Here is an 18,577-nt window from a genome sequence, read left to right as displayed (position 1 = left end):
GCGGTCACCGCAGAACCCTCTGCGCCGCACCGATTTCCGGATGGTGCACATCGAAGGCCGGGGATTCGGAACGGATCCGCGGCAGCACGACGAAGTTGTGCCGCGGCGGCGGGCAGGAAGTCGCCCACTCCAGCGAACGCCCGTACCCCCACGGGTCGTCGACCTCGACCTTCTCCCCGTACTTGGCCGTCTTCCAGATGTTGTAGAAGAACGGCAGCAGCGACAACCCGAGGACGAACGAGAAAATACTGGAGAGAGTGTTGAGGAACGTGAGCCCTTCCACCGCCAGATAGTCGGGAATCCGGCGTTGCATTCCGTTCGTGCCCAGCCAGTGCTGGACGAGGAAGGTCCCGTGGAAGCCGATGAACAGCGTCCAGAAGGTGATCTTGCCGAGGCGTTCGTCGAGCATCTTGCCGGTGAACTTCGGCCACCAGAAGTGGAAGCCGGAGAACATCGCGAACACGACCGTGCCGAACACCACGTAATGGAAGTGCGCCACCACGAAGTACGAGTCCGACACGTGGAAGTCCATCGGCGGCGACGCCAGAATGACACCGGTCAGACCACCGAACACGAACGTGATCAGAAACCCGGTGGCCCACAGCATCGGCGTCTCGAAGGACAGAGAACCCCGCCACATGGTGCCGATCCAGTTGAAGAACTTCACCCCCGTCGGCACGGCGATGAGGAACGTCATGAAGGAGAAGAACGGCAGCAGCACACCGCCGGTGACGTACATGTGGTGCGCCCACACCGTCACGGACAGACCCGCGATGGCGATGGTCGCGCCGATCAGGCCCATGTAGCCGAACATCGGCTTGCGGGAGAAGACCGGGATGACCTCGCTGATGATGCCGAAGAACGGCAACGCGATGATGTACACCTCCGGATGCCCGAAGAACCAGAACAAGTGCTGCCACAGCAACGCCCCACCGTTCGAGGCATCGAAGATATGAGCCCCGAACTTCCGATCCGCCTCCAGCGCGAACAGCGCGGCGGCGAGCACGGGGAAGGCCAGCAGCACCAGGACCGCGGTGAGCAGCACGTTCCACACGAAGATCGGCATACGGAACATCGTCATGCCGGGCGCGCGCATGCAGATGATGGTGGTGATGAAGTTGACCGCGCCGAGGATCGTGCCGAAGCCGGAGAAGGCCAGACCCATGATCCACATGTCGGCGCCGATGCCCGGCGAGCGGACCGCGTCGGACAGCGGGCTGTAGGCGAACCAGCCGAAGTCGGCCGCGCCCTGCGGGGTGAGGAAGCCACCGACCGCGATCAGCGAGCCGAACAGGTACAGCCAGTAGGCGAACATGTTCAGCCGCGGGAACGCCACGTCGGGCGCGCCGATCTGCAGCGGCATGATCCAGTTGGCGAACCCCGCGAACAACGGGGTGGCGAACATCAGCAGCATGATCGTGCCGTGCATCGTGAACGTTTGGTTGAACTGCTCGTTCGACATGATCTGCGTGCCGGGACGGGCCAGCTCGGCGCGCATCAGCAGCGCCATGACGCCGCCGACGCAGAAGAACGCGAACGACGTGACCAGGTACATCGTGCCGATCGTCTTGTGGTCAGTGGTGGTCAGCCAGCGGACGGCGGCGAACCCGGGGCGGCGGCCCGTACGTGAGGGCGCGGGCGCCGCGATGACAGTGTTGCTCTCCATGCCCCGCCTGTGTCCGAGAGCCGCCCCGACGTCACACTTGGGCGAAGCGACAAGGATCACCGGAACAGGTGTGACGATCGAGGACCTGCCGGACACGTAAGGGACATGAGCAACGACGAGATCTTCGCCGCTGCCTATCGCGAGCACTACTGGGCGGTCAGCCGCTATGTTGCGCGGCGACTGGACGGCCGGACGAGCGAAGTCGAGGAAGTGGTGGCGGAGGTCTTCACCGTCGCCTGGCGGCGCCGGTCCGACCTGCCCGCGACCCCTCTTCCCTGGCTGTACGGCGTGGCACGCAACTGCCTCTCGAACGCGGTACGCGGCTATGGGCGCCGCCGGCGGCTGATGGACCGGCTCGGGAACGACGAGACCGCGCACGGCAGACAGATCGTGGACAGCCCCGACTCCGAGCCGCCCGCCGCCTGGGTGCACGACGCGCTGGCCCGGCTCTCCCCCTCCGACCAGGAGATACTGCGGCTCACCGCCTGGGAGGAACTCGGCGTCGACGAGGTCGCCGTGGCCCTGGGCTGCGGCAGCCGGGCCGCGGCGATGCGGCTGCACCGTGCCCGCCGTCGCCTCAGAGCCGAGATCGACCGCATGCGGATCACAGTGCCCCTCGGCGTCGAGACCCAGAAGGAGCAGGGCCATGGCTGACGAACTCGAACTGCTGCGCCGCGCCAACCCGGTGCCCTCCGGTGACCCCCGCTTCGGCGAAGGCCCGCTGGGGCGCGAGGCCGAGAGCCACCTCGACCACCTCCTGGCGGGCGCGGGCGCGGGCGCGGGCGCGGGCGTGGGCGGCGAGCGCCGACCGCCGCGCAGCCGTACGCGCTTCGTCTGGGCGCTCGCGGCGAGCGCGGCGGTGGCCGTGACCGCCGCCGCACTCCTCGTCGCGGGTCCGAGCACCACCCCCGCCGTGGCCGCGCCCCGCCCGCTGGTGGTCCGGGCCGACTCCACCCCCGTACCCCTGGACCGGATGGTCGAGCGTGCCGAGCGGGATGCGGCGGACGGGTCGCCCGGGCTGCGCAAGGGCACGCATGTGCAGTCGTGGAGCGTGGGCATGTCGGAGGACGAGCCGCCGATCACACTCCCCGTGGAACGCGTCATGCGCTGGAACGCGGACGACAGCCACACGGAACTGGTCGTCGCCACCGACCCGCGCCACCCCGGCCGGCCGGTCCTGTCCGAGGCGGACGGCGGTCCGCGCCTCGTCGACGACGGGCACGTCATCAGCGAGCAGACCTTCCCGCCGAGCTGGAGCGACGCCCCGCCCCAGGCGCCGCCTCCGCGCGACGCCACGCGGCTGCGCGCCTATCTGCGGGAGGCGCAGCACAGCGACACCCCGCTGACCACGAGCGAGTTGCTGGACGCGGCAGGTGTCCTGCTCGACACCTGGACCCTCGGCGCCCGGGAGAACGCGGCGCTCGCCCGGCTGCTGGCGGACGCGAAAGGGCTGCGGCCGGTCGGCCAGGTGACCGACCGCCTCGGCCGGCCCGGTCAGGCGTACGTGTACGACGGCACCGGTTACCGCCGGATGCTGGTCATGGACCCGGCCACCGGTGCCGTCCTCGGCCTGGAGGCCACCGCCGCCGCCGACGAGCCCGAGTACGGCGTCGAGGCGGGCGACGTCATGGACTACAGCGCGTGGATCCGCTGACGCTCGCCCCCCGATCAGCTTGATCAGGCGCCGGTCTGCCGGGTGGCCGCCTCGACGGTCTGCGCCAGCAGCGTGGCGATCGTCATCGGACCGACCCCACCGGGTACGGGAGTGATCAGCGAGGCCCGCTCACGGGCGCCGTCGAAGTCGACGTCACCGACGTTGCCCGCGTTGTAACCGGCGTCGACGACGACCGCGCCCGGCTTGATGTCCTCCCCGCGGATCAGCCGGGGCCGGCCCACCGCCGCCACCACGATGTCCGCCTCCCGCACGACCGACGACAGGTCCGCGGTACGCGAGTGGCAGTACGTCACCGTGGCGTCGCGGCCGAGCAGCAGCATGCCCACCGGCTTGCCGAGGATCGCGCTGCGGCCCACCACGACGGCCCGCCTGCCCGCCGGGTCGACGTCGTACGCGTCGAGGAGCCGCATGATCCCGCCCGGGGTGCAGGAGGCGAAGCCGGGGAGTCCGAAGCTCATCGCGGAGAAGGACGCCAGGGTCACCCCGTCGACGTCCTTCTCCGGGGCGATCGCCTCGAAAGCCGCCCGCTCGTCGATGTGGTGCCCCATCGGGTGCTGGAGCAGGATGCCGTGCACGGTGGGGTCGGCGGACAGCCCGGAGAGCGTGCCGATCAGTTCGGCCGTCGTCGTCGCGGCGGGCAGGCTCACGTGCCGTGAGGCGATCCCGGCCTTGCGGGAACGGTTCTGCTTCATGCGTACGTAGGTGACGGAGGCGGGGTCCTCGCCCACCAGTACGGTGGCGAGGCAGGGCGCCACCCCGGTGCGTCCGGTGAGGTCGGCGGCGCGCTGCGCCGTCTCCTCGACGATCCGCCGGGCGAGACCGGTGCCGTCCATGAGTGTGGCCTGGGACATGTGCCGCTCCTGAGCGTCGTGGAGGATGCCCAGGCGCGCGGCTCAGACGGTTTCGTCGGGCCGCTCCCCGGTGGTGGTCCACCTCAGCGCCAGTCACGGCCTGCGGCCACTTTACGCTCCGCTGGGGGTGTCGTATTTGTTGTGCGGGTCGGTGGGGGTTGGCCGCGCAGTTCCTCGCGCCCCTGAAGGTGGGGGCCGTTGGGGGGCGGTCGCGCAGTTCCTCGCGCCCCTGTGGGTGTGGGTCGGTGGGGGCTGACCGCGTAGTTCCTCGCGCTCCTTGTGGGGTGTGTCCTTGCGGTGGGGCGCGGGTTTCAGGCTTCGGTCTCCGGGACTGTCGTCGGGTCGGTGCCTGTCAGGAAGGCGGTTGCCTGGGCCTCGACGCGGACCGCCCCGATCGCGCCCGCCCAGCGTGCCACCTCGGTGGCGAGGGCCGTGGCGGCCGGCTCGTCACCCGCGTCGCGGGCCAGGACGGACAGCAGCATCTGCTGGGAGAGGGTGCCGGGGACGTTCCCCGCGCGGGCGCCGAGGGCGGTCGCCCGGGTCCAGCGCTCGCGCGCCCGGTCGTGGTCGAGGTTGTCGTGGTCGTGGTCGCCGAGGTGGCGCAGTGCCTCGCGGGCCAGCAGGTCGTCGGCCGACTCCCCGGCGCGCAGGGCGAGTTCGTAGTGCGCGGGCGCCTCGTCCCGCTCGGCGAACAGGTTGTCGACGATCAGCCCCAGATACATCCGCGCCCAGCCCCGGCGCGTGTCGTCGGCGGCCCGCTCGCACAACTCCTCGGCACGCCTGCGCAGTGCCGCCAGCTCGGCGGGATCCTTGCCCGCCGGACCGAACCGGAACGTCCCGTCGCCGAGCAGCAGCCGGAAGTACACGTGCCGCAGCCGTACGAAGTCCAGGTCCCAGCGCCCGACCGGTTCGGTGAGTCCGTCAACCGCCCTGTCCGCGGCGGCGATCCGGGCGCCCGCGGTGTCCGTACCGCCGAACCAGTCGTGTTCCAGGGCGATCTGGGCACCGGCGAGCGCGAGCGCCGCCCGGTCGCGCGGCTCGGTCGTGACGGTGGCGTCGAGGAGGCATAACGCGCGCTGCCACCGTCCGGCCCGGGCGAGTTCACGCGCCGCTGCGGCGACCTCGTCCACCGGGAGGACGGCGTGGGTCGTACTCGTCTCTGTCATGGCGAGGAAGGTAGTAATCAGAAAAACTATCCACAAGAAAACTATTGCCCGACTTCAGGACGTCGGGCCACTTACGTCTCCGGGCGTCGGAAGAGGATCACCGTCGAGGACGCGCTGCCCGCAGTGCCGTCCGAAGAGCCGATCCGAGAAGACAAGTGGACACTCGCCTGCCCGCTCCACGATCCGGTCGGGGCCGCAGGGGGCGCGGGGACCGGAACGGAGCCCGACCCGGGCTCAGCCGGGCCGAGAAGGTCCAGGTCAGACGGGATGTGATCTGGACCTTGGGCATCACCTCTCACACCGCTTCCTGTTCTCCGGTGCCACTCTTCCGCGCGCTTCCTCGTGTCACTCTTCGGCGTCCCACGCCTGGAGCACGGTCTGATCGACGATCTTGCCGTCGCGCAGCGACATCATCGAGTTCGCGAGCACTCTGGTGCCGTCCGGGTACAGACAGGACTCCTGGAAGGCGACGTGATCTCCCTGGACCACGCACTGATCCAGCTTGTGCGTCATGTCGCGGCCGTAGACGTCGTCGAGCATCCTGCCGATCTGCTCGCGGCCGTGCATGACCATCGGGTGGCTCGGCTGCGTGTCGCGGTCGACCACGCGCAGCTCCGCGTCGTTCGCGTACAGCGACAGCAGTGCCGTCGCGTCCTGGCCTTCGATGCCCCGGCGCAACGCTTCGGTGTCGAAGCCGGGGCCTGCCGCGGTGCCCATGATGGACCTCCTTGTGGACCACTGGCGAAGGCCGCGGCCCGCGGTGCGGAGCGGGCCGCAGAGGGCCTCCTCACAGCCTCCTCCGGCACGGGAACCTCGGCAAGCGCAGCCGTACCGATGCGCCTCCCGGGTGAGGGGCCGGGCGCGGCCGTGTCTGCAGGCAGCTTGTCACCGTTGCTGAAAGCATGATCTCAACACGACGTATTGTCGCCGCCGTTGGCCTCGCCATCAGCGTCACGGGTTTTGCCGTACCGTCCGCGGGCGCCGCCACGGTCCCCGAGACGGGAAAACTGGACCCGATCGCGGAGCTCGACTCGATCGCCGTGAGCGACCTTCCCGTCGAGCACCGGAACAAGATTCCGAAGATCTCCGACGGGATCCAGAACCTCAACCAGCTGAACGGCCTCTACCAGCTGGAGCAGCTGCACCAGGTGACCGACCTGGCGGCCCCCGTCACCGGACTGCTCCCGGCGATCGAGTACTGAGCCGTCGAGTAGTCGAGTAGTCGAGTACCGGACGAAACCGTGGGCGTGTGCCTCGTACAGAGGCACACGCCCACGTCGTCAGCAGATGCTCTGTGTGCTGTTGACCAGGGTGTTGTTGCGGAACGTCGTGTTGACGCCGCAGGGGCTCTCCCTGATCACGGAGTTCGTCACCGTCAGGTTCTGGACGACGATGTCCGAGTTGTTGGGGAACTCCGTGCGGGCGGCCAGCCGGATCTCCCCGCCACCCGTGACGCTCCCGCTCTGCGCGGCGAGGTTCACGTTGTAGCAGTTCTCGATCAGGATCGCGTTGTTGCCGGTGTTGGAGATGGTGACCCGGTCGATGGTCGCGCCGCCGCTCTCCGAGACACAGAAGACGCCCCGGCCGCCCCCGCGCGCGACGACCTCGCCGACCCGCACGTTGGTCGCGTAGCTGCTGCCGATCCGGCCGTTGCGGTTGGCCATCCGGAAGGCCGCGTACCCGGTGCCGGTGCCCGCGCCGTCCGCGTCCACCTTCGTGACGGTGGCGTTGACGGTCTGGTTCAGGAGCAGGCCCGACTCGCCCACGTCGCGCGCGGTGACCGTACCGATGGTGATGCCGTCGACCCCGTACGTCTCCACGGCGTGGCTGCTCGCCCCGGACACGTACACGTTGTCTATACGGACGTTGCGGGTCCACTGGGTGGTGTCGCCGCGGTTGTCGATGCGTACGCCCAGACCGGCCGACAGGCGCATGTCGATCTGGCCGAGGACCACGTTGGTGACGTTGCGCATGAAGATGCCGTACAGCGGTGCTCCGGTGACGTTGAGGTGCTGGACCTCGATGTCCCGTACGCCGCGTGCGTAGACCGGTGCCTGGTCGCCGGTGCCCGAACCGGTGACGTTGATGGTGCCGCACACGTCGAGCACGGTGTAGCTGGGCAGGGAGACCCTGGCTCCGGCGCTGATGCTGCCCGAGCCGCGTACGACGACGCGTTCCTTCGACGTACGCCCCGCGGTGAGGCTGCTGACGGCCGCCTGTATCGCGGCCCGCATGTCGGTCCCGGTGTAGACGACACCGCTGCCGCGCCGGGCGGTCCACGTGCTGCCGCTGAGCGTGGCATCGGCCTGGTACGAGCCCTCGCCGCACGCTGCCGCCGCCTGGCGCGGGGCCTGCGGGGCCCGTGGGGCCGGGGTCTGCGGGGCCGCGCTCGCCGGAGCGGTGAGCAGGGCCGCCGCCGTGACCAGGATCGTGGCGCACGCGGCGACGACACCGGCGCGCCTTCCGCGCGCCCGGTCGGCCGGAGTCTGTGGGGTCGAGCGAGTGAGGTGAGGTGCGGCTCTGCGTCCCATCTCGTCTTCTCCTGTGTGGGGATGGTCTTGTGGGGGTGTGGGGGGTTCGCCGCCTGCCCGGCCCAAGGTCGTAGCAAGCGTTTTCTACGGTGGGGCGCGGTGAGTGTGGCAAGGGCTTTCTGCGGCGTCAAGAGGTGTGTGGGACACCGGAGTCGGTCACATCTCGCGGCGTACGAGGAAATCGAGCAGTGCCCGCAGGTCGTCGGTGGCGCGCGACGCCGAGGGGAGGCTGTCGAGGCAGGCGTCGACGACGGCGATGTGCCGACGGGCCTCCGCCAGGGCGGCCCCGCGGCCACCGGCGTCCTCGATCAGGGCGGCGGCACATCCGGCGGCCGTCGCGTCGAGGGCCTCGGCGGAGTTCAGGAGACGGGCGAGCGGCCGGGCGGCCGGAGAGCCGAGCGCGGCCAGCACCGGGAACGTCTTCTTGCCCCGGAGCAGGTCCGCGTGGACCGGCTTGCCCGTGACGGCAGGGTCGCCCCAGACGCCCAGGAGGTCGTCGACCACCTGGAAGGCCACGCCCAGATGACGGCCGGCGCGGTCGAGCGCGGCGACCGTCTCGCGCGGGGCACCGGCGAGCACGGCGCCCAGGGCGGTCGCGCAGCCCAGCAGCGCACCGGTCTTGTGCTCGGCCATCACGCGGTACTCGTCGGGGCGGACCGCCTCCGGGCCCGTCCAGGGGCGGCTCTCGAAGAGCAGGTCGTCGGCCTGTCCGCGTACGAGGTCGTTGAGCGCGGAGGACAGATGACGTACGGCTGACGGGATGTCGGTGCCGGGTGTGGCGGCGAGACGTTCCACGGCCAGGGCGAACAGCGCGTCGCCCGCGAGGACGGCAGGGCCCGTGCCGTACGCCTTCCAGACCGTGGGACGCCCGCGCCGGGTCGGGTCGCCGTCCATGATGTCGTCGTGGAGCAGGGAGAAGGTGTGCACCAGTTCCACCGCGACGGCCGCGGTCACCCCCGCGCTCTCCGGGGCCCCGGCCGCCTCCGCGCCCAGCACGGCGAGGGCCTGCCGCAGACCCTTGCCGCCCGCCGGCGCGGACACGGGCGCGCCGCCTGGCTCGCACCAGCCGAAGGAGTAGGCGGCCATCTCGCCCACCCACGGATGCAGCCGCCCGACCGCTTCGGCCAGCGCGGGGCGCACGAGGGTGCGGCAGCGCTCCAGGAGATGGGATGCGCGCTCATCGGTGCCGGTGCCGGTGCCTGCGGCGGGCCGGGAGGGGGACAGCGCGGAGGACATCGTGGTCATCGTCGGCTCCCCGCGTCGGCCCGGGCGGCCGGGGGTGCGGCGGCGGGCGGGATGCTCGCGCCCGCACCGGAGCCAAGGGTGGCGGACTCGGGCTGGGCGGTCGTCTCGATGCCGAGTTCGGTCTGTGCCCGGGACACCATGCGACGTGCGTGCCGGAGGCCGATCTGCTCCAACACCGAGGCCAGGTCGGCCAGTTCGGCCGCCGTCTCGGTCAGGTCGCGGCCCAGGCGGGCGAGGGACTTGGCCAGGCCGAGCCGGGAAAGGGCCTCCCCGCGGGGCTCGCTCATCGCGCGGAACTCCGACAGGGCCTGCTCGTAGAGGTCCCGCGCCTGCGCGTAACGCCCGGCGCGGTACAGGACGTTGCCCCGCATCTTGTGGTTGTAGGCCAGCGCGCTCGACAGGTTCATCTCACGGCAGGTCACCTCCGCCTCGGAGAGCAGGCCGAGCGCCCGGTCGGCGTCGCCGTCGCGCACGGACACGATGTCGGCGAGGCCGCGCAGCGCCCACGCGTGACCGCGCCGGTCCTCGGCCCGGCCGGCGATCTCCGCGGCCTCCTCGAACATCGCGTACGCGGTGTCGTACGACCCGGTGTTGCGGTGCATCTGCGCTATGCCCTCGAGCGCCCACACCGTGTGCCGCGCCTCGCCGCGCCTACGGGCCTCCGCGAGCAGCTGCTCGTGCAGCGCGCCGACCGCCGCGTAGTCGCCCTGGATACGGCCGGTCTCCGCCATCCCGGCCAGCGAGTAGCCGCGTACGACGATGTCGCCGCCCTGTTCGCCGAGTTCGGCGGCGAGCCCGAGCAGACGCCAGGCCAGCGGGAGCGCCCCGCGCTGGCGTGCCAGCGTGCCGCCGCTCCACAGGGCCCATGCCATCGCGGCCGTGTCCTTCGCCTCGCGGGCCGCGCGGTAACTCGCCTTCCACGCCCGGTCGGCGTCGCCCACCTGCCCGAGCCGCCGGTGTGCCTCCGCGACCGCGAGACCCGAGCGGGCCGCCTCGCCCTGTGCTCCGGAGCGCTCGGCCGCCCGCAACTGCTCGGTGCCCGCGGCCAGTACGTCGACCAGGGAGGAGTTCACGGACAGGGTGGTGAGCGCGCCTTGGTACTCGGGCGCGAATGCCTTGCCGTACATGGGTGCCTTTCGGTCCGCCGGTTCCGGTGGGCGCGGCGGACCTCTCTATACACAGTATGTATACGTGCTGTGTATAGTGCCCCGGTTCTTCGCCTCGGATCGCTGTCCTGGATTCGACGGGTCACCGGCGCCGCCGCGCCACCTCGTTGTGGATCAGGACGAGGATCGCGGCGGCGGGGTTGCCTCTGAGGTGTACATCACTGCGTCAGGAGGCCGGGCGGACGGTCGGCGGGCCGCTCAGCCGGCGGGCGACAGCCCTCGGGCGTAGGCGGCCTGGCCCACGTGCTGGAGGTCGTCGGAGAGCACGCTGACCAGGCGGGCTCCCAGGGTGACGGCCGGGGTCCAGTTCTCGTCGACGATGCGGTCCAGGTCCTCGGCGCGCAGGTCGCGCAGCGCCCGCAGGGTCTGCTCGTGCACGGCGTCGTAGTAGCCGGTGAGCAGGTCGGCCGAGTCCACCCGGACCTCGCCGACCTGCCGCGAGTCATGGCCGTACCCCGTGTCGTCCTTGGTGAGGGGAAGCGCGAAGCGGTCCGCCCAACCTGCCGACAGCCAGACCTGTTTCAGGCCGAAGGCGTCGGCGACGTGGTCGTCCTGGACGCGGGTGAGATGCCAGATCAGCCAGGTGATCGAGTTGGCACCGCCGCCGGGCCGGGCGTTGAGCTCGTCGGGGGAGAGGCCGACGACGGCGGCGTGCACCTCGTCCTTGATGCGGCCGTAGGCCTCGACCAGAACGTCCTTGGCGTGCATGGGTCCCTCCGGGCTCCGTGGAAATGCGTCCCGGCCAGTGTCCCCCGCGGCGCCGCGGAACGCCTCAGTGCCAGCCGGAGTACGAGCCGAAGTGCGACCCGGAGAACGGCTCGTCGCAGAGCTTGAACACGGGTTCGCGGCGCACGGGATCCGTCGCCGTGGTGAGCTGGACCCGGTCGCCGGTGCGGATCGCGACGAGCGGCCCCGAGACCCGGCCCCGCACCGTGAACCCCTCCGCCATCTCGACGAGCGACACATTGCGGGCGCCGGGGGTGTTGCGCTGCACGACGGTCGCGTGGCGGATCACGCCGAGGCCCGCGCTGCGCTCCGTACGCAGGTCGCTGCCCGCGCAGACCGGGCAGAGCAGCCGATGGAACGTGCTGGTCCCGCACCAGCGGCAGCGCTGGTAGAGGAGCCCCTCTTCGACAGGTCCCGCGGTCGTCGCCGTCGCCGTTCCCGTCGCCGTCTCCGGGACGGTGGTCGGGTCGAGTAGGCCCGTCGTGGTCCCGCTTCCTCGGTGGAACACGATGTCATCTCCCTGCGCCTGGCCGGAATCCGAAGACGTGCGAGGTGCGAGCGGCACCGGGCACAGCCTCAGAATATGGCACGCAGTGCCACAGGTAAAGGCACTCAGTACCCTCAATCAGTCGGGATCGCGGGCGAGCATGGTCTCGATCTCCTGGACGACCCGCCACAGCGGGGCGCCGCGCCTGGAGACGACGACGACCACGTCGTCGTCGCGGCCCCCGTCCGGCGCCTCCGGCTCCCGCGCCGGGCCGTGCGTCGCGCTGTCCGGCCCGAACGCCCGCTGGACGTGGGCGAGGGCGTGGTCCACCTCTGCGGTCGCGTCGCTCCGGCCGTCCGAACGCAGCCAGGAGCGCAGCCCGTTGTTGTGTGCGGCGACCACGGCCGCGGCGATGACGTCGGCCTGCAGCGTCCCGTCGGGCCGGCCCGTGAAGCGTCCGCGCAGATACTCGGCCAGCGCCCGCTCGTACCGCCAGACCACCGAGAGTTCGTACGTCCGCAGCCCCGGGACCTTTCTGGTGAGCCGGTAACGCTGGACGGAGAACGCCGGGTTCTCGGCGTACATGCGCAGTACCAGGCGCGCCGCGTCGCAGACCCGTTCCACCGGTTCGTGCGTGGGGCCGCTGTCGCGCAGGAAGGCGGTCATCTCGGCCAGGCAGCCCTCGTGGTCCGGGAAGACCACGTCCTCCTTGGACGGGAAGTACCGGAAGAAGGACCGGCGTCCGACACCGGCGAGGGCCACGATGTCGTCGACGGTGGTCTGCTCGTACCCCCGCTCCACGAACAGCTGGAACGCCGCCGCCACCAGGGACTCCCGCATCGGCGGCTTCGGGTGGGTCACGTCGGCCGCCTGGTCGGGACGGGGTGCCTCGCTCATGGTGGGGAACCTAGCACCGGACGGGAGACGGATGGCACTCAGTGTGCTCCGAACAGGGAACTGAGTGCCATCGTGCTTCCGGAGGCGTCGGGTGCTGCGAAAACCCGTTGGCGGGCCGCGGGGACCGCTGCTACTTTTCCGGAGGCCGTGCGACAGAACGAGGAGGTGGTACCCGTGAACACAGTATCGACATGGGTGCTCTCCTCCGGGGTCACGGTCGGGCGATAGGTCGTCCGGGAGCGCCGTTCCAGAGCCCTCCCGAAAGGCACGACCATGCGATTCACTTCTGAACAACGCCTCGACGACGGTGTCCTCGAACGCGAGTTCACCCTCGGCGAGATCCCCGGCACCCTGTGGACGCCCGGTTCCGCCGGATCCTCCGGGGCCGCACCCGTTCCGCTGATCCTGATGGCCCACAACAACGGCCTGCCCAAGGCCGAACCCCGGCTGGTGGCCCGGGCCCGGTACACCGCGGCGTGCGGCTACGCGGTGGCCTCCATCGACGCCGCCGGGTGCGGTGACCGGCCCCGTACCGCCGCCGAGGAGCAGGCCCGCGCCGAACTCCGTCGGGCGATGCGGGCCGGCGAACCGGTCGACGAGATCTTCGAGTCCTTCATCGGCCCGCTGGTCGAGAAGGCGGCCCCGGACTGGCGGACCGCCCTGGACGCCCTCCTGGCGCTGCCCGAGATCGGCGGCCCGGTCGGGTACTCGGGGTGGACCGCCGTCGGCATCCGGCTGGCGGCGACCGAGCCGCGCATCGCGGCCGCCGGTCTCTTCGCCGGAGGTTACGTGCCCCGCGCCCAACGCGAGGAGGCCCGGCAGGTCACCGTCCCGCTGCTGCTCCTGCTGCAGTGGGACGACGAGGGGAACCCCAGGCAGCGCGCCCTGGATCTCTTCGACGCCTTCGGCGCCAAGGAGAAGACGCTGCACGCCAACCTTGGCGGGCACACCGGCACCCCGTGGTTCGAGTTGGAGGACGGGAACCGATTCTTCGACCGCCACCTGAAGTGAGGCCGGGCGGTCGGGCCGACCGCGGACGGTAGGCGGTTGCCGGTAGGCGATATCGGCTGGGCCACCGCCGTCGAGGACAGGGCCGGACCCTCCTCGACGGCGGTGGCCGCCCGCCGCACGACCGCGCCGCCGATCGCGATGATCAGCGATGATCGACGGGTCCTGGCCCCGCGGTGGCGTCCGGCGGGTTCTCGGGGGTGGGGCAGTGATCGAGGTCGGGCAGCACGGCGCGTTCAGCGTGAACGGTGTCGGCATGGAGAGGCAGCCGTTTCCCTTGAGCTTCGGCGTCCGTGAGGCCGACGGGGTGTGGCAGGTGAACGCCGGCGCGGCCCGGGCGGGCGAGTTGGCCGACCTGTTCGTGGCGGGGGTGAACGACGCGGTCGCGGTCGTGCAGCTGGCGACCAACTCCTATCTGGACGAGGACTGGCAGTCGCTGCGGCCCTCGTTGATCGCGGCCGACCTCGGCGTGCCGTGCAAGGTCCACCCGCTCGGATCCTGGGCCTCCGGCACATACCGGCTCGCGGAGGAAATCCTGGTGATGGACCGCGGCCTCCTGCCACGGTTCCTCGACGGCACCTGGTCGCCGTACGAGCTGACGCTGATCGACGTGCCCGCCGACGTGACCCCGGAGCGGCTCGACGAACTCGCCCTCGTGCTCGGCACGATCGGCGTCGACGAGTCGGTCCTGAGGTGTCTGGGGGAGCCCCGGGTCCGGTTCTCGGGCCACGACGACTGCTACGTGCTGCTGGAGACCCGCGACCCCGCCCTGCCGGCCGCGGTCCTGGCGCGGCTGCTGACCCTGCTCGCCGGCTCCGCCCTCAACGAACTCACCGCGAGGCCCTCCTCGCGTGTTCCCGAGCCCGAGTCCTGGCTGCCTGAGCGGCTGATGGCCACCGCACCCCACTGGATCGGAACCCTGGGCGAAGTGACCGAGGATCTGGTGACGATCGATCTGGCCGCCCTGCCGGCCCGGTGGCGGCTGACCGTTTCGTTCCCGCGGCGGGCCGACCTCACGGCGACGCTGGACGTGCGCCGCGGCACCTGGCGGATCGCGCCCGCGGACCAGGGCCGACCCGGTGCCGGCCGGGTCAGTGGCCCTGGCGCGCGGTGTGGCTCTCCACCAGGGCCTGGGTGATGACGCGGACGCCCCGGGCGATGTGGTTCAACTGCGTGAGCTCCGCCGCGTACAGCTTGATCGTGTGCTCGATCACGGACTCGGGCATCCCCATGGCGGGCAGCTCGGCCCGTGCGCTGTGCAGTGCGGTGCGCACGACCCGGATCTCCTGCTGGAGCTGGATCTGTGCGTGGCGGGCGAGCAGGACGGGCTGACGGATCAGCAGGGGGTAGCTGGCATAGCGGGTCGGCACCAGCTCACGCAGCCACTTGGCCGCCGATCGTTCCCAGTCACGGCTGCCGGGCGTCTTGACCTGACAGGGCCAGTCCGTGCTGATGGGCGAGTACGTGAGGGACATGGGTATCGCTTCCGAGGTGGCCGGCGGGCGGTTCTGGTCGTTCTTGGCGGCCCCGGCCCAGGGGATTGACCGGGGCCGCCACGGGCTCGCGCGAGCGGGGCCCGTTCATGCACCCGGGTCGGTGCGAGGCGGGTGCGCCGTTCCCGGGCCGACCAGGACCCCACCGGATCCCGATCAGCGAGAAGTATTCATATATACCGTCTGGTAAGCAAGGGTATGTAAAAATTCATGTGCCTGTACGGCTGAATCTCACCTTGCGGAATGCTGCCCTCCCATGCGGGCGGGCCCGGCGAGACCAGTCCCCGGCCCATCCCCGGGCCGTCCCCGGGCCGTCCCCGGCCCGTCCTGGGGCAGGGCCTGGGTCAGTCCTTGAGGAAGAAGACGTGCTCGTCCGCGACCTGCTCGTAGTCCTCCAGGCGGGCCTGCGTGCGTTCGGGATCGGCGTCGGTCATGGCCTGCAGCAGTGCCGCGGAGAGTACGGCGGGTGCCGCGTAGGAGTCGAAGACGAGCCGTGAGCCGGTGCCGGTCGCGAAGACGACGTCGGCCTCGTCGGCCAGTGGTCCCAGGCCCAGATCGGTGACGAGGGCGACGCGCAGACCGGCCCGCCGGGCGACCCGCATGGCCGTCAGTGTCTCGTGCGCGTGCCGGGGCATGGTGAAGGCCAGCACCCACGTGCCGCCCGCCTCGCGCGACTGCAGCAGGGCGTCGTAGGCGACACTGCCGCCCCGGGTCACCAGCCGGACGTCGGGGTGGACGCGCCGGGCGGCGTACGCGAAGTATTCGGCCAGCGATCCGGAGATCCGCAGTCCGAGGACGGTGAGCGGAGCCGACCGCGACAGCGCGCGGCCGGTCTCGATGACCTGTTCCGGGTCGGCGAAGTCGCGGCGCAGGTTCTCCAGGTTGTCGATCTCCGCGTCGACGGCGGCCTGCAACTCGTTGGGCCGGGCCTCTTCCGCGGCGTCGGGTGTGCTGGCGAGTTTGCTCAGCGCGATCGACTGGAGGCGTTCCCGCAGGGCGGGGTAGCCGCTGAAGCCGACGGCCGTCGCGAAGCGGGTCACCGAGGGCTGGCTCACGCCCACGCGCTCCGCGAGATCCGTGATCGACAGGAAGGCCGCTTCGGTGATGTGCTCGATCAGGTACTGGGCGATGCGTCGCTGCCCGGGGGAGAGCCGGGGGCCGTCGAACAGGGCTCGCAGCCGGGTCGTGGGCGCGGCCTCCGCCTCCGTGACCGGTTTCCCCGAACTGATCGCAGACGCCTGCGCGCGGGCCTGCTGCGGCGATGGCACCGGTGCGCCTCCTTCGTGTCCCACAGAGGTTCAACATAGCCCACACCCCACAACCGACAACTCGCCCTCAGCCCCCCGGGGACCGGGCAGTCCCCGCTCCCAGGGGCACGGGGAACGGCGAGTTCCTTCGCCCTTGAGGGGCGCGGGGAACGGCGCAGTCTTTCGTCGTTGAGGGGCGCGGGGAACGGCGCAATCCTTTGCCTCAAGGGGCGCGGGGAACGGCGCGACCAGCCACGACGCACCCGTACATACACGCGCACCCAACCCACTGCCCCTCCCCGACCACCACCCCTGGCATGATCGTGCGCATGGCTGAACGCGTGATCGCCGCATGTGACGGGGCGTCGAAAGGAAATCCGGGCCCCGCAGGCTGGGCCTGGGTCGTCGGGGACGGAACGGGAACGCCCACCGAGTGGGAGGCGGGCCCGCTCGGCACCGCGACCAACAACGTCGCCGAACTGACGGCGCTGGAGCGGCTGTTGACAGCCGTGGACCCGGACGTGCCGCTGGAGATCCGGATGGACTCCCAGTACGCGATGAAGGCGGTCACCACCTGGCTCCCGGGCTGGAAGCGCAAGGGCTGGAAGACGGCGGCGGGCAAGCCCGTGGCCAACCAGGAGCTCGTCGTGCGGATCGACGAGCTGCTCGACGGCCGCTCGGTGGAGTTCCGGTACGTGCCCGCGCACCAGGTCGACGGCGACCCCCTCAACGACTTCGCCGACCGGGCCGCGAGCCAGGCCGCGGTGGTCCAGAAGCCGGCGGGCAGCGAGCAGGGCTCCCCGGAGCCGCCGAAGTCCTCGGCGGCCAAGAAGGCGGCGCCCGCGAAGAAGCGCCCCTCGTCCTCGACGACGTCCTCCTCGACCGCACGGTCCGCTGCATCCTCGTCCCCTTCCTCCTCGCGCACGCTCAAGGCCAAGTTCCCCGGCCGGTGCCGCTGCGGACGCTCGTACGCCGCGGGCGAGACGATCGCGAAGAACCCCGACGGCTGGGGCCACCCGGAGTGCCGCACGGAGGCCTAGGAGCGGTCCATGACCTGCTCCGGAACCGGTCCCGAGCCCGCCCCGAACCTGCTCTGAACCCGCCCCGCACCCGCCCGGGGACCGGCCCGTGTCCCTCCCGGATGCGGAATCCGGCACCTGCGGTGACTCTTGATACGTAGGGGTGAACCGATCAGGAGGATGACTCATGTCCGTTATGGACAAGATCAAGGGCATGCTTAAGGGCCACCCGGAGCAGACGAGCAAGGGCATCGACAAGACCGGTGACTTCGTCGACGGCAAGACCCAGGGCAAGTACAGCGGTCATGTCGACACCGCTCAGGACAGGCTCAAGGACCAGTTCGGTTCGGGCAAGGACGACAACCCGCCGCGGACCTGACACCGCGGTCGAACGAGCACGGGCGACGGGGCATACCCCATCGCCGCTGAACGGGCCGGTCCCTCGTGGGACCGGCCCGTTCAGTGACAGCTGACCGTGGGCCCCGCCAGCATGCCGCCGGTGTAGAGGCTCTGGCCCCGTGGCATCCAGTACCCGAGCTTGGATACGACGCTCGTGCAGGCGTCCGCGACCTTGGCGTGGACGACCACGGTGGAGGGCCGGCCCGGCTGGAGGTCGGTGAGGGCGCAGTCCAGGGCGTACATGCTGCGGGTCGTCGACGGATGGCGGCCGGTGAGCGGGTTGACGCAACGGGCGTCGGACGTGGTCAGTTCCACCCCCGAGGACTCCTCACCGATGAGCCCGAAACGGGCGCTCCCGTCCCCCTCGTCGCTGTCGCGCGCGACGGTGTACGTCAGCGTGGCCGACGAGCGCGGGCGCAGCGTGTGCCGGTCGACCTCGACGCGATGGGTGGCGACGGGCTTCGGGTCGGTGAGGGTCAGCGTGGCGCGGACCGTCCCCCGCAGGTCGACACCGGCGGGCGACGAGCGCACATGCACGGTGCCGCTGACCTCGTACGTACCAGGACCCGGGGTCTCCCGGCCGCCGGGCAGCGGGCCCGTGGCGACGGTCCGGCCGTCCCGCCGCAGCGTCCAGGTGCCCGAGGTCAGACAGGCGTACCGGACGCCGGTGCCGGTGCGCCGGCAGGTGGCCGGGGCCGACAGGGATGTTCCCGCGCCTCCGCCGCTCGCGCAGAGACTGACGGAGGCCCGCTGTCCGCCCGGCCCCTTCAGGGTGCCCGCGGGGGAGCAGACGGTCGAAGCGGTCGTGGCGGGCGGCGGCTCAGGTGCCCGGTGCCGGGGCGCGGCCCCCGCCGGTGGTCCGACCGCGGTCCAGCCGGCGGCGGCCAGTACGGCCGCCGCGGTCAGCAACAAGGGGGTTCTGCGGGATGTGGGGCGTACCGGCACGGATTCCTCCTCCTCGCGCTCGCGGCGGTGAACGGCCGGGCGCCGGTCGCGTGCGT

Annotated in this window: 20 protein-coding genes and 1 riboswitch; of the genes, 7 read left to right on the top strand and 13 right to left on the bottom strand. The window is 71.2% G+C overall.

Features of this window, described 5'->3' with window-relative positions:
• Window positions 1-4: 4 nt before the first annotated feature.
• Window positions 5-1,666 (bottom strand): aa3-type cytochrome oxidase subunit I, encoded by a 1,662-nt coding sequence (gene ctaD, locus OHS59_RS06050; protein ID WP_328492362.1) that lies wholly within the window; start codon window positions 1,664-1,666, stop codon window positions 5-7.
• A gap of 105 nt (window positions 1,667-1,771) precedes the next feature.
• Between ctaD and OHS59_RS06045 the strand changes: the two genes are divergently transcribed.
• Window positions 1,772-2,320, top strand: a complete 549-nt coding sequence (locus tag OHS59_RS06045; protein ID WP_328492361.1) for an RNA polymerase sigma factor — start codon at window positions 1,772-1,774, stop codon at window positions 2,318-2,320.
• Window positions 2,313-3,320, top strand: coding sequence for a CU044_5270 family protein (locus OHS59_RS06040; protein ID WP_328492360.1), 1,008 nt, complete (start codon window positions 2,313-2,315; stop codon window positions 3,318-3,320). The genes OHS59_RS06045 and OHS59_RS06040 overlap by 8 nt, the downstream gene beginning before the upstream one ends.
• Before the next feature lie 23 nt (window positions 3,321-3,343).
• On the opposite strand, the gene OHS59_RS06035 is transcribed toward OHS59_RS06040, so the two are convergent.
• From OHS59_RS06035 to OHS59_RS06025, 3 genes are all read right to left on the bottom strand, one after another.
• A complete protein-coding gene (locus tag OHS59_RS06035; RefSeq protein WP_328492359.1) occupies window positions 3,344-4,192 on the bottom strand; it encodes a bifunctional 5,10-methylenetetrahydrofolate dehydrogenase/5,10-methenyltetrahydrofolate cyclohydrolase in 849 nt (282 codons plus the stop codon).
• 20 nt (window positions 4,193-4,212) lie between these two features.
• Window positions 4,213-4,299, bottom strand: a riboswitch (ZMP/ZTP riboswitch).
• 204 nt (window positions 4,300-4,503) lie between these two features.
• On the bottom strand, window positions 4,504-5,358 hold the full coding sequence (locus OHS59_RS06030; protein ID WP_328492358.1) for a hypothetical protein: 855 nt from the start codon (window positions 5,356-5,358) through the stop codon (window positions 4,504-4,506).
• A 345-nt stretch (window positions 5,359-5,703) separates the two neighbouring features.
• On the bottom strand, window positions 5,704-6,075 hold the full coding sequence (locus OHS59_RS06025; RefSeq protein ID WP_328492357.1) for a nuclear transport factor 2 family protein: 372 nt from the start codon (window positions 6,073-6,075) through the stop codon (window positions 5,704-5,706).
• 185 nt (window positions 6,076-6,260) lie between these two features.
• Here OHS59_RS06025 and OHS59_RS06020 point away from each other — a divergent pair, with 185 nt between their 5' ends.
• Window positions 6,261-6,560 (top strand): hypothetical protein, encoded by a 300-nt coding sequence (locus tag OHS59_RS06020; RefSeq protein WP_328492356.1) that lies wholly within the window; start codon window positions 6,261-6,263, stop codon window positions 6,558-6,560.
• 78 nt (window positions 6,561-6,638) lie between these two features.
• On the opposite strand, the gene OHS59_RS06015 is transcribed toward OHS59_RS06020, so the two are convergent.
• The 6 genes from OHS59_RS06015 to OHS59_RS05990 form a co-directional block, all read right to left on the bottom strand.
• Window positions 6,639-7,889, bottom strand: coding sequence for a right-handed parallel beta-helix repeat-containing protein (locus OHS59_RS06015; protein WP_328492355.1), 1,251 nt, complete (start codon window positions 7,887-7,889; stop codon window positions 6,639-6,641).
• A gap of 156 nt (window positions 7,890-8,045) precedes the next feature.
• Window positions 8,046-9,134: a polyprenyl synthetase family protein gene (locus OHS59_RS06010; RefSeq protein WP_328492354.1), complete on the bottom strand. Its 1,089-nt coding sequence runs from the start codon at window positions 9,132-9,134 to the stop codon at window positions 8,046-8,048.
• Window positions 9,131-10,261, bottom strand: a complete 1,131-nt coding sequence (locus tag OHS59_RS06005; RefSeq protein ID WP_328492353.1) for a tetratricopeptide repeat protein — start codon at window positions 10,259-10,261, stop codon at window positions 9,131-9,133. Before OHS59_RS06005 ends, OHS59_RS06010 begins: the two co-directional genes overlap by 4 nt.
• 237 nt (window positions 10,262-10,498) lie before the next feature.
• Window positions 10,499-11,008 (bottom strand): mycothiol transferase, encoded by a 510-nt coding sequence (locus tag OHS59_RS06000; protein ID WP_328492352.1) that lies wholly within the window; start codon window positions 11,006-11,008, stop codon window positions 10,499-10,501.
• A gap of 64 nt (window positions 11,009-11,072) precedes the next feature.
• Window positions 11,073-11,534, bottom strand: coding sequence for a Zn-ribbon domain-containing OB-fold protein (locus OHS59_RS05995; RefSeq protein WP_328492351.1), 462 nt, complete (start codon window positions 11,532-11,534; stop codon window positions 11,073-11,075).
• Between the two features lie 117 nt (window positions 11,535-11,651).
• Window positions 11,652-12,353: a TetR family transcriptional regulator gene (locus tag OHS59_RS05990; RefSeq protein WP_328499069.1), complete on the bottom strand. Its 702-nt coding sequence runs from the start codon at window positions 12,351-12,353 to the stop codon at window positions 11,652-11,654.
• Between the two features lie 330 nt (window positions 12,354-12,683).
• Here OHS59_RS05990 and OHS59_RS05985 point away from each other — a divergent pair, with 330 nt between their 5' ends.
• Both OHS59_RS05985 and OHS59_RS05980 read left to right on the top strand, forming a co-directional pair.
• Window positions 12,684-13,421, top strand: a complete 738-nt coding sequence (locus OHS59_RS05985) for a dienelactone hydrolase family protein (RefSeq protein ID WP_328492350.1) — start codon at window positions 12,684-12,686, stop codon at window positions 13,419-13,421.
• 205 nt (window positions 13,422-13,626) lie between these two features.
• Window positions 13,627-14,556: a hypothetical protein gene (locus OHS59_RS05980; RefSeq protein ID WP_328492349.1), complete on the top strand. Its 930-nt coding sequence runs from the start codon at window positions 13,627-13,629 to the stop codon at window positions 14,554-14,556.
• Here the strand turns inward: OHS59_RS05980 and OHS59_RS05975 are convergent.
• Together OHS59_RS05975 and OHS59_RS05970 are read right to left on the bottom strand one after the other, a co-directional pair.
• Window positions 14,510-14,893 carry a hypothetical protein gene (locus OHS59_RS05975; protein ID WP_328492348.1) on the bottom strand — a complete coding sequence of 128 codons (384 nt, stop codon included), beginning with the start codon at window positions 14,891-14,893 and terminating at the stop codon, window positions 14,510-14,512. The two genes, OHS59_RS05980 and OHS59_RS05975, sit on opposite strands and share 47 nt — an antisense overlap.
• A gap of 362 nt (window positions 14,894-15,255) precedes the next feature.
• Window positions 15,256-16,179 (bottom strand): MurR/RpiR family transcriptional regulator, encoded by a 924-nt coding sequence (locus tag OHS59_RS05970; protein WP_328492347.1) that lies wholly within the window; start codon window positions 16,177-16,179, stop codon window positions 15,256-15,258.
• A 296-nt stretch (window positions 16,180-16,475) separates the two neighbouring features.
• Here OHS59_RS05970 and OHS59_RS05965 point away from each other — a divergent pair, with 296 nt between their 5' ends.
• A complete protein-coding gene (locus OHS59_RS05965) occupies window positions 16,476-17,198 on the top strand; it encodes a ribonuclease H family protein (protein ID WP_328492346.1) in 723 nt (240 codons plus the stop codon).
• A 166-nt stretch (window positions 17,199-17,364) separates the two neighbouring features.
• Window positions 17,365-17,556 (top strand): antitoxin, encoded by a 192-nt coding sequence (locus OHS59_RS05960; RefSeq protein ID WP_328492345.1) that lies wholly within the window; start codon window positions 17,365-17,367, stop codon window positions 17,554-17,556.
• Between the two features lie 80 nt (window positions 17,557-17,636).
• Here the strand turns inward: OHS59_RS05960 and OHS59_RS05955 are convergent, their stop codons facing one another.
• A complete protein-coding gene (locus OHS59_RS05955) occupies window positions 17,637-18,521 on the bottom strand; it encodes a hypothetical protein (protein WP_328492344.1) in 885 nt (294 codons plus the stop codon).
• Between the last annotated feature and the right edge of the window lie 56 nt (window positions 18,522-18,577).

The sequence above is a fragment of the Streptomyces sp. NBC_00414 genome, from assembly GCF_036038375.1.
Lineage (GTDB): Bacteria > Actinomycetota > Actinomycetes > Streptomycetales > Streptomycetaceae > Streptomyces.
The sequence above is the reverse complement of the archived record's forward strand: the minus strand, read 5'-3'. Positions and strand labels throughout refer to the sequence as shown.